Annotated in this window: 8 protein-coding genes; all 8 read left to right on the top strand. The window is 60.8% G+C overall.

Features of this window, described 5'->3' with window-relative positions:
* The first annotated feature begins 49 nt into the window (after positions 1-49).
* The 8 genes from U5771_RS14915 (at position 50) to U5771_RS14880 (ending at position 13,651) form a co-directional block, all read left to right on the top strand.
* A complete protein-coding gene (locus U5771_RS14915) occupies positions 50-1,402 on the top strand; it encodes a hypothetical protein (RefSeq protein ID WP_322024687.1) in 1,353 nt (450 codons plus the stop codon).
* A 27-nt stretch (positions 1,403-1,429) separates the two neighbouring features.
* Positions 1,430-4,822 (top strand): heparinase II/III domain-containing protein, encoded by a 3,393-nt coding sequence (locus U5771_RS14910; protein ID WP_322024686.1) that lies wholly within the window; start codon positions 1,430-1,432, stop codon positions 4,820-4,822.
* A gap of 22 nt (positions 4,823-4,844) precedes the next feature.
* Entirely contained in the window at positions 4,845-7,367 is a 2,523-nt protein-coding gene (locus U5771_RS14905) for a DUF6270 domain-containing protein (protein WP_322024685.1), read from the top strand.
* A 64-nt stretch (positions 7,368-7,431) separates the two neighbouring features.
* Positions 7,432-8,433 carry a glycosyltransferase family protein gene (locus U5771_RS14900; RefSeq protein WP_322024684.1) on the top strand — a complete coding sequence of 334 codons (1,002 nt, stop codon included), beginning with the start codon at positions 7,432-7,434 and terminating at the stop codon, positions 8,431-8,433.
* A complete protein-coding gene (locus U5771_RS14895) occupies positions 8,430-9,230 on the top strand; it encodes an SGNH/GDSL hydrolase family protein (RefSeq protein ID WP_322024683.1) in 801 nt (266 codons plus the stop codon). Before U5771_RS14900 ends, U5771_RS14895 begins: the two co-directional genes overlap by 4 nt.
* A complete protein-coding gene (locus U5771_RS14890; RefSeq protein ID WP_322024682.1) occupies positions 9,227-11,431 on the top strand; it encodes a capsular polysaccharide biosynthesis protein in 2,205 nt (734 codons plus the stop codon). Before U5771_RS14895 ends, U5771_RS14890 begins: the two co-directional genes overlap by 4 nt.
* 224 nt (positions 11,432-11,655) lie before the next feature.
* Positions 11,656-12,879 (top strand): capsular biosynthesis protein, encoded by a 1,224-nt coding sequence (locus tag U5771_RS14885; protein ID WP_322024681.1) that lies wholly within the window; start codon positions 11,656-11,658, stop codon positions 12,877-12,879.
* Positions 12,866-13,651: an SDR family NAD(P)-dependent oxidoreductase gene (locus U5771_RS14880; RefSeq protein ID WP_322024771.1), complete on the top strand. Its 786-nt coding sequence runs from the start codon at positions 12,866-12,868 to the stop codon at positions 13,649-13,651. Before U5771_RS14885 ends, U5771_RS14880 begins: the two co-directional genes overlap by 14 nt.
* Position 13,652: the final 1 nt, after the last annotated feature.

Genomic DNA, 13,652 nt, shown 5'->3' with positions numbered 1-13,652 from the left:
GTTGTCACCGGTTGTCGCGCTGCCTTTCCCGGATTCACGGTCTCGCCTTATGAACGATATTTCAAACTGCTATCACTCGACTGATGGAATTCAGCTGTCCGATGCGGGTGTTCAATTTTCGCTCGACATCACGGGCGTGCAACGGTTTTCCGTCTGCATGGACCTGGTCTGCGGGTCACAGATCGGGACCCATTGCGCATTGGTTCAGGTCGAGTTCAGCGAACTGCCGAGCGAGCCCGAACGACTGGGGCTTGTATATTCCCACCATGGCTGGTGGTATCGATACGTGCCGACTTGCGCAGGACGTGTATCGCTCGACTGGGAGTTTGCCCAAGCCACGCCGTTTGCAGGTACCGTTCGCTTCAAGATTGTGACGTGGGGGGCAAACGACTTCGTGCGTCTTCACTCCTTCGTCGCACTCACGAGTCCTGCCGCCGATCAACTGGCGGCACGATATGCCGCTGCGCGCGATGCCGCGCGATATCCGCCGAAGGTATGGGCCAGCATAAGCGAGTTTCTGTCTGCGACAGCGCTGCCAAATTCCGCACATATCATCCCGGTCAATGATCTGTTGATCGAATTCCTGCTCGTCGATCGACGCAGCCCGGCGCTATTTTGCTTTCTTCATGGCAATGCACCGCGCTCCGAGGTGTTCAAGCTGCCCGTGTTCAGCGGCGTTTCGATGATGACCGACGTGAACAGTTCCGTCCTCATATTTTCCGATCCTGCGTTGCTGCTGGATCCGAATTTGACGCTTGCATGGCACGTCGGCACGTCGACCACGCCGCTGCAATACCTGTATGAATTGATCACGGAGAAGGTTCGTTCCGTTCTCGCTCCCAAGAGGCTGGTTTTCTGGGGCGGGTCGGGCGGCGGGTTCGCATCGCTGTATCTGTCGACGAGGTTTGCCGATTCCACCGCCTTCGTATGGAATCCGCAGACTTCGATCCTGGCATTCGAGGAAATGGCCGTGCGGAATTTCGGCCGCGTCTGCTTTGGTACGGACGATCTCGTGACGCTTCGCGCACGGCTCGAGAAAGTGGCCGTGGTCGACTTGTGGCAAGTCTATCCAAGCGACGGGAATCGAGTGGTTTATCTGCAGAACTTCACGGACTGGCATACCGACTATCACCTGAAACCGTTCCTGTCGAATTCGAGCTTTCGTGATGTTCGTGGAACCGAGTTCTGGGGCTGGCTGGAAGAGCGGTTCTTCCTGCACCTCGGCAGTCTCGCGCAAGGACACGAACCGCCACCGAAAGAGGCTATCAATGCGTTCCTGGTCAGGCTTGCGCAGGCCGGCCCAGACGCGATCGAATCAGTCAGCGTCCTGCCGGACCGAATGCCGAATCATGTCGGGGTGTCGCCTGATTCGCACGTGACCGAAGATGGGCCGCGGGCCTGAGAACAATGAGCAAGGTATGGTGTCGCTATGAATGAAGCATGGATCGATCGAGTTGTACTGAGTCGCGGGCGTGGGGTGCTCAACGGTATGTTCACCGTCGAGCGGAAGAGCGTGGTTTGTCTGTCCGCGGTGGTGGGATGGACGCCGCCTGAAAAGGGCAACCTGCTTCTCGTGATCACGGGCGAGCATCTGACCGAAGCAAAGGCAGCAGAGATCGGCTTCATCAAGACATCGTCCGGTTTCTATCGGTATCTGCTGCCGTCCATAAAGGACGGAAAGCTCGCGTTCGACTTCGAGGTGATTCCGGAGGTGACCGGATTCCAGATTCGGCCGTGGAACATGACGACGCCTGTGGTACTCGAAGACGTCGTACTGACGAGTGCAGATGCCGTTCCCGCGTTTCCCGGCTCGACGCGTAGGGTCGTGAAGCGGTGGCACCCGCTGACCGCGGACGGCAGCCGGCCGCTGTCGGCCAATTTTTTGATTCGCAAGACGAACTGTGGGTTTCGTTGCGTTGCGCATTGCAATCGCTGGTTCGAGTCAATGGACGAGTTCGCGGTTCGGGCTCGTAGCGACGCCTTCGGTCGCGATGACGTGTACGTTGAGGCGCACACGGGGGAACTGGTCCCGGCTTCACTGCAGCGTGCGCAACCTGCCATTCTCGAGATCCCGGCGTCGCTCGACGCGTATCTGAAATCGATCGGCGACAAGTCGCGAAACATGATCCGGAAAGCCCGGAAGCTCGGCTACGCGTTCAGGTGCGCCGAACCCGAGATGCTGGGCCAGGACATCTACGAGATCCGGACCTCCGATCCGATGCGCCAGGGGCGCCCGATTCCAGAATATTTCCATACGAACCCGCCGCAGTATGTCATCGCACCGAGTCCGGTGGGTTGCGCGCTCCATACCGAGAAATTTATCGGAATTTTTCTCGGTGACCGACTGGTGTCGTATATCACCGTATTTCTGTTCGGCGAGCTGGCGCAGGTCAATCATATTCTTTGCCACAAGGCGCATGCCACGAATGGCGTGATGAATCTCAACGTCCTGCACATGGTCGATGAGGTGATCACGCATCATCCTCATGTGAAGGCGGTGAACTACATGTACATCGCCGGCCAAGATAGCGGTATCGATACATTCCGGCGCAGCGTCGGATTTGCACCTCGCAGCTTCCTGACGTACGACGGTGCGCCGGCGATGTTTGCCGACATCCCCGCGAAATCGGTGTCCGAGAACGCGGACGATGTGCTGAGCGCACCGCACGAAAGTAAAGGAAAGGAAAAGCTCAGGTTGTCGCAATGGGCGTTCATTCGCGAATCGATCGAGGCTGAGGGTGCACTCGCACATGTCGCCGACAGGATCGGGCGCGCCGTCGTCGAGATGCCGCAGCCGATCCCGGAACAATTTGTCGAGTACATCGGCAAGGGACTCATGAGGTCTGTCACGGTTCAGCCGGCCGGGACGATCATTGCCGTGCCGTTTCCCGGTCGGGCCGACGCGGATACCGGCCACGGCGTTGCTGACTATCTCAAGCGGCGTTTCAAAGGGAGCCCGGTTGGAAACGACGGCTTTCAGTCCGGTTTCAAGGGAGGCGAGTTGCGTGCGCTCGCGTTCTTTGAAATCACAGACTGGGCTGAACAGTTCTGCAACGGCATATTGGTGCTTGAGAAGGTGACCCAGTCGCCGTGCACCGCATCGGAGACCGGCGAGACGCCGGACGTTCAGGTCAAGGCCGAAGCCGACTTCCTGACAGCCACGGCTGTCCGTCCGTCAAGACTGGAGAGGGTGCGTCTGGTCGACGACTACCAGCCACTCGCAGCGGATTGGCTGACGGCCGGCACCGCTCAAATGTCGTTCATGACAGGGGCGACGCGTATCGACGTCAAGGTCGGCACGCGCTTTCCGTGGAACCACACGTTTGCATTGAATGCCGATCGCATGTGGTATTACTCGCTCGCCTATGTTGGCCGTCTATTGGCAACCTGGGCACAGCGCAAGGACGCCGATGCACGCAAGCTGGCAATCGACCTGATCTCGAGCTTCATGGATTTCACGGCGATTGCCGAGAATCGGCTTGCGATCGGTCGTATTCCGTCCGCCGACCATTCGGCCAGCGAGCGGTTGAAGGTGCTGCTGACCTGCCACCAGGTTCTCGAAGAGGTCGGCGCGTCGACTGGGCTGCGCGTGCGTCTTCTGCGGGAAATTCATCGCTGGGCCGAGTGGCTTGCCGACGACCGGAATCTTGGTGTCGGAAACCACAAGCTGATGGGCGCGACATCACTGATCTATGTATGTGCGTTACTGGCAGATGGTGAAGGCCGCGCCTATCTGGAGATTGCAACGGATCGGATTCTGTCGCTTGCCGCGCAGTCGTTCGACAAGGACGGTCTGTGCAACGAGAACACGATCGGCTATCACAATTTTAACCTGTCGCTGTACCGCAAGCTGCGCGCCATACTCGCGAATCTCGAGATCGCGGGTGATCTGCGGGACGGAATCGATGCACTGATCGGAAGGGCATCCCATGCACTCGAACTGTGCGTGCTGCCTGACGGTAAAATTCCGCCGATAGGCGATTCGCCGCGCTACGATCTCGGACTGCCGTCGCGTGATGGCGCGTTTTGCTTCTCCGAGTCAGGATTTGCCGTGGTGAAGCGTGACGGCTTCTACTTTTCGCTGGTGTGTGGCGGGCGGACCGAATGGCACAAGCAGATGGACGATTCGTCGATCTACTTGCAGTACAACGGGGTCGACGTCGTAGTCGATGCCGGCAGCTATTCATACGATCAGAGCGATCCTTATTCGCGCTGCATTACGTCAACCACGGGCCATAGTGCTATTGTTCCGGCGACGCTCGATGGCTTGCCGCGACACGAGGTCCAGTCGAAGTTCGGCCCGGTCTCGGGGCGCATCGAGCAGTTTGAGGAATCGGATGACGGTGTCCGAATCGCTTGTGCGTATACGGTGCCGGGATATGATGCGACGCTCAATCGTTACGTGTTTGTGGGGCGATCGGACGAAGTCGTCGTGGTGGACACGTTCGACGCACCCGATACGGCCGATGTGGTGCAACGCTTTCTCCTTGGCCCGGAGATCGACGTGGCGAGCGACGACGAGTGCATTCGCCTGAGCGCACAAAAATTCACTGGCACCCTTATCCATCGGGGTGCAAATGCCGATATATACAGGGGCCAGGGTGACGACAGGATTCGTGGCTGGACGGCCTTCGAGTTCGGCAAGGTCGTGCCGACCACTGGCGTGGATCTGCGCTCGCGAGGCGGAGACATGGCATATGCGACGATCATTCGCCTCGGCGAGGGCGGATTGACCGACTGCTCGCCGGCAGCGATGAATTTCGCAGCGCGCACGGACCCGTTCTTCGAGACGGGCGCTGCGCGATTGCATGACGACAACTAAAAGCAAGTACGAGGAAAAATGGATGGCGCGCAGTAAACCGAAGCTTCTGATTCATGGAAGTTGCGTGAGCCGAGACGCCTTTACCGATCGATTTCCGCAAGCGGAACGGTACGAGCTGGCGGGCTATCTCGCGCGCAGTTCGCTGGCGACCGCATTTTCGTCGGGCGTGGTGGAGAAGGTCGATTTTGACGCGATCGCGTCACCGTTTCAGCGCAGGATGGTGCAATCGGACGTCGAGCACGGCTTGATGGCCGTACTGGCCGCAGGCGGATTTGATTTCTTGCTGATGGACCTGATCGACGAGCGATTCAGCGTGTTCGTTGACGAGCACGGCGCGTGCTGCACCGTGTCGGGTGAACTGCTGTCGTCCGGATTCGATGCCGGGATGCGTCGTGGCACGGTGATCAAGCCTTTCACGGATGCGTTCTTCGATCGCTGGGAGGCGGGCTGGCGCCACCTCGTCGCAACGTTGAAGGCGCACGGGCGCCTTGACGCGCTGATCGTGAACGAGGTGTACTGGAGCTCGGCCTGCTCCGATGGCACCAATTTCTCGCCGGCCTATTCGCCCGACGACGTTGCACAGGCCAACGCTTTCCTGTCGCGGCAATATGCGCGGATGCGCGAGGATCTCGCCGACGGACAATTCCTGCATTTCGATTCGGCATTGCTCGTCGGCGCAATCGATCATCAGTGGGGAAAGAGCCCGTTTCACTATGTGACCGCGTATTACACCCATTTGCTCGAATGTCTCGATCGGTATGTGACGCGAATCGGGGCCGCCGCCGCGGGAACTTCTGACAAGCAAGGGAGCAGCGTGGGTTTCGTAAGCTACGTCCGGGACAAGCTGCGGCTGGCCGGAAACCGGTTTCGTCAAGAAGACTCAACCCCGGCGACTGCCTGGCACGCCGATCGTGTGACGTTGCAGAAGGCGATGCAGGGTCTCGAGGTTTCGGTACGCGCGACGGCAGCGACGCGTATCCGTCTGAGCGCGATCGTCAACGGTGATCTGTCGGGCAACCGCAACTTGTTGCTTGTCGTCTCCGGCGAGAATCTGGTCGATGCCGACATGCATGCGATGGGGTACATGAAGTCGTGGGTCGGCTACTTCCGGTATCTCAAGAGCGACATGCGCGAAGAGCGACTGACGACGGAGATCCCGGTCGACAGCCGGATCACGTCGCTCAAGGTGTTGACCTGGAATTTCGATGGCCCGTTCGTCCTCTCGGACGTCAACTTTGAATCCGGCAGCGCGGTGCTCGATAGTCCTGCATTGACCGCGAAGCGCAAGGATGGCAGCCAGTCGGTCAACATCACGCGCGAGCCTGCGATTCGCGCGAATCTGCTGCTCAAGCGGCACCGCTGCGGCCCGGAATGTATCGTCCATTGCGATAAATGGTTTGCGTCGATGGACGCGTTCGCGTCACGGCACGATGTCAATCGTTTCGGTCGGGAACCCGTATTCCTCGAGGCTGAGGGCGGGGAATTGATGCCGGCCAGCCTTCAGAAGGCGCGGCCTGCATTTCTGACGATTCCCGATACGATCGAAGCGTACCTGCGATCGATCGGTGACAAGTCACGGAACATGATTCAAAAGGCGAATCGCCTCGGATACCGGTTCCATGAAGGTGGCCATGCAGGTTTCGACCAGGACATCTACGAAATTCGCACGTCGGACCCGATGCGCCAGGGGCGGCCGATTCCCGAGTACTACTATTCGAATCCGCCCGTTTATGTGCTGAACCCGAGTGCCGCCGGGTGTGAATATCACACGGAGCGATTCTTCGGTGTCTTGCACGAAGGACGTCTGGTTTCGTACATCACGCTCTTCATGTTCGGCGAGCTCGCACAGATCAATCATATTCTGTGTCACAAGGAGCACGTGAAGAACGGGGTCATGAACCTGAATGTATTTCACGTCGTGAAGGAGTTGATCGAGAGGTATTCGTGGGTTAAATCGATCAATTATCTGTACGTCGTGGATGACGGGATGGGGATCAACCTTTTCAAGCGCAGCGTCGGCTTTCGTTCGCAGCGTTTCATCGCATATGACAGCACGCTGGATGCGATTTCGTATCGCGAGACCGAACAAGCGGACGAACTGCGCTCCGACCCGGCTCCGGCCGTTTCACGTGAAGGCCAGAAGTCACGTTTCAAGCTGAAGAAGTGGAATTTCGTGCGGGAAGCGGTACAGCGGGAATCGCTGGCCGCAAAGCTCGATTCGCTCCTGGGTCGGCCATGCGTCGACCTGGCGTATCCGGCCGACGGCGACTTTGCGCGGTTCTGTTCTGTCGGCTTGGCCGAAAGCACGGACACCCATCCGGTGGGCGCATGTTTTCTGGTCCCGTTTCCGAGCCGTGCGGCCGAAGACAGCTATCCGGATGTTGCACGCTATTTAGCCAAACGTTTCAAAGGCAACCCGATTCCCGATGACGGATTCTCGGTCGGATTCCGTGGTGGCAGCTTGCGCGCACTCGCCTATTTGAGTATCGAAGAGGATGCCGCCGATCTGCTCGACGGGGTGCTTGTGCTGGAGAAGGTGGCGTGATGCCGGATCGAACCGCTTCGGCTGCGCGCGGCACTTCGCCGTGCGTCTGCCGGTGGGAGTGGACTTGAGTATCCGAAAGCATCCGACTGTCGCTCTGGTTGCAGACGGCCTGACATCATCGAGCCTCGTTTTCGATAGTCGCGTCATTCCGTTGGGTCCCCGTGGATTTCGCTGGCGCCTGGCGTTTTCGCGTCCGGACTATTTGCTGGTCGAGTCGGCATGGTCGGGGGTTCGCGATCGCTGGAAGTACAAGATCGCCGCGTACCCGCGACACCCGGAGCGGACGAATCACGCGTTGATCCGGCTAGTCGAAGCCGCGAGGGATCGCGGTATTCCGACGGTGTTCTGGAACAAGGAGGATTCGGTTCACTTCGATCGTTTCGTGGATAGTGCGAAGCTGTTCGACCACGTGTTTACGGTGGACGCCAATGCCGTGCCACGCTACAAGGCGGTGATGGGCGAGCAGGCATCGGTTCACACGTTGATGTTCGCGATTCAGCCGAGGACGCACGGCTTTACCGGTTTCGATTTCAAGTTCCGGCGTGCGAACTTCGTCGGCAGCTATAGCAGCGAGAACCACGCGCGTCGCCGTGCGTGGCAGGACGCGTTGTTTGGTGCGGCATCCGCTAGTGGTCTGGGCCTGACTGTCGTTGATCGAAATTCGGGCCGCAAAGCGTCGCATTATCGCTTTCCGGCGCTGGACGATCTGGAGATCCAACATGCAGTTCGACACGAACAAACGGCCCAGATGTACCGCGACTATGTCGTGTCCCTGAACGTGAACACGGTCGAGGACTCGCCGACGATGTTCTCGCGGCGGCTGGTCGAGATTCTCGGTTGTGGCGGAATTGCCGTCACAACACCGGCGCGATCGGTCGACGCGATGTTCTCCGACTTCTGTCATGTCGTGCGCAGTGGCGACGAGGCACGCGAGCTGTTCGCTCGGTTGCGCGGCGGCCCGTCCAATCATGATCTCGAGCGCGCACGAGCAGGTGCGGAGTACGTTGCGAAGCACCATACGTGGCAGCATCGACTCCGCCAGATTGCTGAGGTGGTAGGGCAGTGAGCACGATCATGCAACGCGTCCGCGACCGTATGTTGGTGCCCGTGTGGCGACGATGTGTGGCGCGCGTATACGAGCGACCGCTGCAGCGCGTACTGGTCCTGGGGGATTCCCATGTTCGCGTGTTCGAGCACGCATGGTTCGCATTGAGATTGCCGAACGTGCAGTTCGACATCGACTACGTTCCGGGCGCAACCGCAATTGGCATCGATAACCGTCATTCGATTACGTCCGCACTCCTGCGTTTCACGAATCGCCTTCAGTCGTCGAAGCACGATTGGGTGTTGCTCAATCTAGGCGAAGTCGATACTGCCTATTCGCTTTGGAAACTGGTGGAGTTCCGGTCGTGTCCGATTCCCGTATTGCTTGACGAGGCGGTTCGCAATTATTGCGAGTTCATTGCCGAGGTAGCCGTGGCCCACCGGGTCGCCGTGCTCAGCGCGCCGTTGCCGACGCTGGCCGACCAGGCCGCGCCGCGGGACGAAACGGCCGCGGTACGTCAACAGGTATCGGCGACACAGCGCGAGCGGACTGAACTAGCGCAGGAATTCAATGCTCGTGTCGAGGAATTCTGTCGTACGCATGGCGTCCCGTATCTCGATTCAAGTCCGCATGCGCTCGGAGCGGATGGCTTGGTCAAGCGATCCTGGCATCATCCCCGACGGTTCGATCATCACTATGCGCGCGGGCCGTATGCGCGTTGTCTCGCACGACAGTTGAAGGGATTGTTTGCGATGCCGCTCGTCGACGTCGACCGTTCCGTCGTGCACGGCGGAATGAGCGGCGGGAGGGAATCATGACCAGTCCGCCGCGCTGGATCGTTCCGATTCAAAGCGTTGGCCTCTGGTCATGGTGCGGCAGGACCCCTTGGCTCGACGGTATTGTTGCGTGCGGCTTTCCATGGCAGCGATCCGGCGTATCAGGCATTCTCGGCTGGGGCCTGCGCGAAAGCGGCCGGCGCGCCCAGGCATGGGGCCTGCGTGCCGGCGTGGACGTGCTGCGCATCGAAGACGGCTTCCTCCGCTCCGTCTCCCTCGGCGTGCTCGGCGACACCGCACTGTCGATCGTCATCGACGATCTCGGCATCTACTACGACGCCAGCCGTCCGTCCCGTCTCGAGATGCTCGTGAAGGAAGCCGCCGCGTTTGAGGGCGGCCGTGCCGATGCCTCGCGGAACGAAGCCGGCCGCGCGATGTCCCTGATCGTCCGCCACGGCTTGTCCAAATACAATCACGCGCCCGATTTCGTGTCCCCCGACGACTGGCGCGACGACGCGATCCTGGTCATTGACCAGACCCGCGGGGACGTCGCTGTCCGCCTGGGCGGTGCCGACGAATCGTCGTTCCGCGCGATGCTTGCCGCTGCGCTCGCCGAAAACCCCGGCAAGCCGGTCTGGATCAAGACCCATCCGGACGTGATGTGCGGCAAGAAGGCCGGCTATCTCGTCGACGCGTCATTCAGCGATCCGCGCGTGCGTCTGCTGCCGGCCGACGTTAGTCCGCCATCGCTGCTGAAGCGGGTGGGCAAGGTTTACGCCGTTTCGTCGCAAATGGGCTTTGAGGCGCTGCTGTGCGGCAAGCCGGTCGTGACGTTCGGCTTGCCGTGGTACGCCGGCTGGGGGCTCACCGACGATCGTCATGCGGACGCACCGATCGTTGCCGATCGTCGCGGTCGCGCGACGCTGCACCAGCTGTTCGATGCGGCGTACCTGCGCTATTGCCGTTACATCGATCCCGAAACCGGCAGCCGCGGCACGATCTTCGACGTGATCGCCCATCTCGCGAAGCAACGCCGGCTGAACGAAGTGACGAGAGGCGAACTCGTGTGCGTCGGGCTGAGCCTGTGGAAGCGCAGCGTGGTCGCACCGTTTTTGCGGCACGGTGGCGCACGCGTGCGTTTCGTCGATTCGCCGGCGGCGCTGCGGCGTCTGCCGCCTGACGCATCGCGGCGCGTCGTGCTGTGGGGTGCCCGGCGTCCCGATGTCGCTGCCGCCGCGCAGGAGCTGGGCTTGCCGGTGCTTCGCATGGAAGACGGGTTCATCCGGTCTGTCGGTCTCGGCTCGAATCTGATCGCGCCGCTCTCGCTCGTGATCGACGATCTCGGCATCTACTTCGATCCGCGCACGCCGTCCCGGCTGGAAGCGATCCTCGAGCGCGGTGGCTTCGACGATGCGGAACTCGCCGAGGCCAGCGCCGTGCGCGCGGCGCTCGTCGACGCCCGCATTGGCAAGTACAACGTCGGCAACGGCGGCGTTGCGCTGCCGTCGCCGCGCCCCGCGAAGGTGATTCTGGTGCCCGGGCAGGTCGAAGATGATGCATCGATCCGGACCGGCTCACCGTGGATCTCCACGAATCTCGGCTTGCTGTCGAGCGTGCGGGCCGCCCATCCCGACGCGTTCATCGTCTTCAAGCCGCATCCCGACGTCGTCAGCGGCAATCGCGCGGGTGCGGTGCCGCTGCACGAAGCGCGTCGGCTCGCTGACGCCGTGGCGCCTGAATCCGACGTGATCGCCTGCGTCGAGCAGGCCGACGAAGTGCATACGATGACGTCGTTGACCGGCTTCGAGGCGCTGCTGCGCGGCAAGCGGGTCGTCTGTTACGGCGCGCCGTTTTATGCCGGCTGGGGGCTGACGCACGACGTGTTCGCGAACGTATCGCCAGGCGCCGAACGCATGCCGGGCGCCGGCGACGGGGCGTACGGCCATCCGGTCTGGTCGCGCCGCAATCGCCGGCTAACGCTTGACGAGTTGATTGCCGGGACGCTGCTGCGCTATCCGCGTTATGTCCATCCGGTATCCCGGGCCGTAATCGACGCACAATACGCAATTGCAATACTGCACGCGCAGCGGCAGTCGACCGGACAGGGCAAGTTGAAGCGAAATCGACTGAAACAGCAGTCCGGGAAAGTCAAGATGTGGGCGTTGACGACTTACTCGGAATATCGGATTTCGGCGCGCAAGAAGCTGTACATGTCGCTGCAGCGCTGGCTCGCGAAGCTTTAGCCGGCGGCCATCCGGGAGTGGTGCTGACGGTGTCCGATAACGCAAATCAGCTATAGCGCTTTTTGGAGCGCCGAGGTTGTATCGTTATCTCGTAAAACGATACAATCGTTCACCTATAAATCCGGGGCAAAAATCGGGGCAGGGGTGATTCAACTGCCGACGCATTCGGCGTTCATTTCGTGTGTATGCGTAAAAATATTGAAAAATGATAAATCATATTAATAATGCGACGCTCTTTTCTGGTTCTGCAGGGCACGGCCTCGCCGTTCTTTAGCCGATTGGCCGATGCGTTGCGGAGCCGCGGCCATCGTGTACGCAGGATAAATTTCTGTGGAGGAGACCTGGTCTATTCCGGAAATGGCGCTGCGAGCGATTACACCGCGCATCCAGACGAGCTTGCCGCGTGGTATGCGACAACGCTTCGAACCGGCGACGTGACGGACGTGATCCTGTTCGGCGACTGCCGGGCCATTCACCGGCCCGTGCATCCTGTCGCCCGCGATCACGGTGTCGCCGTGCATGTATTCGAGGAAGGATACGTGCGTCCGCATTGGCTGACGCTCGAGCGCCATGGCGTCAATGGCCGTTCACTGCTGCCGCGCGATCCGGCGTGGTATCTGGACCAGCGCAGCGTAACGCCGCCGCGCGATCTCGGGCACGCCACCGGATATCGACTGGGCATCCGTGCCTATCACGACATGCGCTATCGTGCCGCCAATACACTGTATCGGTCCCGTTTCCCGAATTATCGCAGCCATCGTCCGCGCAACGGCTTCGTCGAATACGCGGGACTGGCGACACGCGCATTGAAACAACCGATATTCGATCGCGAATCGGAGCGAGTGACGCAGCGCATGCTTGCCGGCCGGCCCTATTATCTGTTTCCGCTCCAGGTCAACGCGGACGCGCAAATCGTCCACCATTCGCCATTCGGCAGCGTGCGCGCATCGATCGACCTCGTCCTGCAGTCATTCGCGCAGCACGCAGCCGCCGGACACGATCTGCTGGTCAAAAACCATCCGCTGGACACGGGCGCGTTCGATTATCGCGGACACGTCCGCCAGCTTGCGCGCAAACTCGGGGTCGCGGATCGCGTGTCGTTCATCGACGCCGGCCATTTGCCGACGCTGCTCGATCATGCGCGCGGCGTGGTGCTGGTCAACAGTACGACGGGGATGTCGGCGCTTTACCACCATTGCCCGCTGATCGCGCTCGGCGTGGCGATCTACGACATGCCGGGACTGACGTGGCAAGGCGGGCTCGACAGCTTCTGGGAGCATACCGAACGGCCCGACGAAAACCTGTTCCATGCGTTTCTGGATTATGTGGTTCATCGCACGCAGATCAACGGCGACTTCTATACGGATACCGGCATCGACATGGCAGTGGAAGGTGCCGTGCGACGACTGGAGGCAACCAGAGTGGAGGTCAGTCGTGCATTCGCATGAACCGCGTCATGTCGTGATCACCGGCGCGACGGCCGGCCTCGGGCGCGCGCTGGCGCTGGCCTATGCGGTACCCGGCGCTGTCGTCGGATTGATCGGCCGCGACGCTGCGCGCCTCGACGATGTGGCGGCAGCCTGTCGGGCGCGTGGCGCGATCGTTGAATGCGGTCGTGTCGACGTGTGCGATGCCGAAGCGCTGCGCACGTGGCTGGATGCTTTCGACGACGTGCATCCGATCGATCTGCTGATCGCGAACGCGGGCGTTGCGAGTACGCTGGCGCACGCCGACGACTGGGAGGAGCTCGAACGCACGACCGTGGTGGTTAATACGAATCTGTACGGTGCGTTGCATGCGGTGCTGCCGGTAATTGCCCGCATGCGCGGGCGCCGTCGCGGCCACGTTGCGATGATCAGTTCGCTCGCGGCGTTGCGCGGCATGGCGATTTCGCCTGCGTATTGCGCGAGCAAGGCGGCGATCAAGGCCTATGGCGATTCCGTGCGGCCCGTATTGGCGCGCGACGGCATCCGGATGTCGATCGTACTGCCGGGATTCGTGAAAACCGCGATGAGCGACGTTTTTCCCGGGGACAAGCCGTTCATGTGGTCGGCCGATCGCGCCGCGCGGCATATCCGCCGCAGCCTGCATGCAGGCCGGGCAGAAATCGCGTTTCCGGGCACGCTCGCGTTCGGAATGCGATTGTTGACGCTGGTGCCGGCGCTGGTCGCCGATGCGATTCTCGGCAAGCTGTCGTATCTACCACGCGAGGGCCGCTAGC

This window comes from Burkholderia sp. BCC1977 (assembly GCF_905339595.1).
Classification (GTDB): Bacteria; Pseudomonadota; Gammaproteobacteria; order Burkholderiales; family Burkholderiaceae; genus Burkholderia.
Note: the sequence above shows the minus strand (reverse complement) of the source record. Positions and strands in the feature narration are given on the sequence as shown.

What these genes read in the sequence shown, in the direction of transcription:
- U5771_RS14915 (WP_322024687.1), top strand. Translation starts at nt 50, where the DNA reads ATGAACGATATTTCAAACTGCTATCACTCGACTGATGGAATTCAGCTG.
- U5771_RS14910 (WP_322024686.1), top strand. Translation starts at nt 1,430, where the DNA reads ATGAATGAAGCATGGATCGATCGAGTTGTACTGAGTCGCGGGCGTGGG.
- U5771_RS14905 (WP_322024685.1), top strand. Translation starts at nt 4,845, where the DNA reads ATGGCGCGCAGTAAACCGAAGCTTCTGATTCATGGAAGTTGCGTGAGC.
- U5771_RS14890 (WP_322024682.1), top strand. Translation starts at nt 9,227, where the DNA reads ATGACCAGTCCGCCGCGCTGGATCGTTCCGATTCAAAGCGTTGGCCTC.
- U5771_RS14885 (WP_322024681.1), top strand. Translation starts at nt 11,656, where the DNA reads ATGCGACGCTCTTTTCTGGTTCTGCAGGGCACGGCCTCGCCGTTCTTT.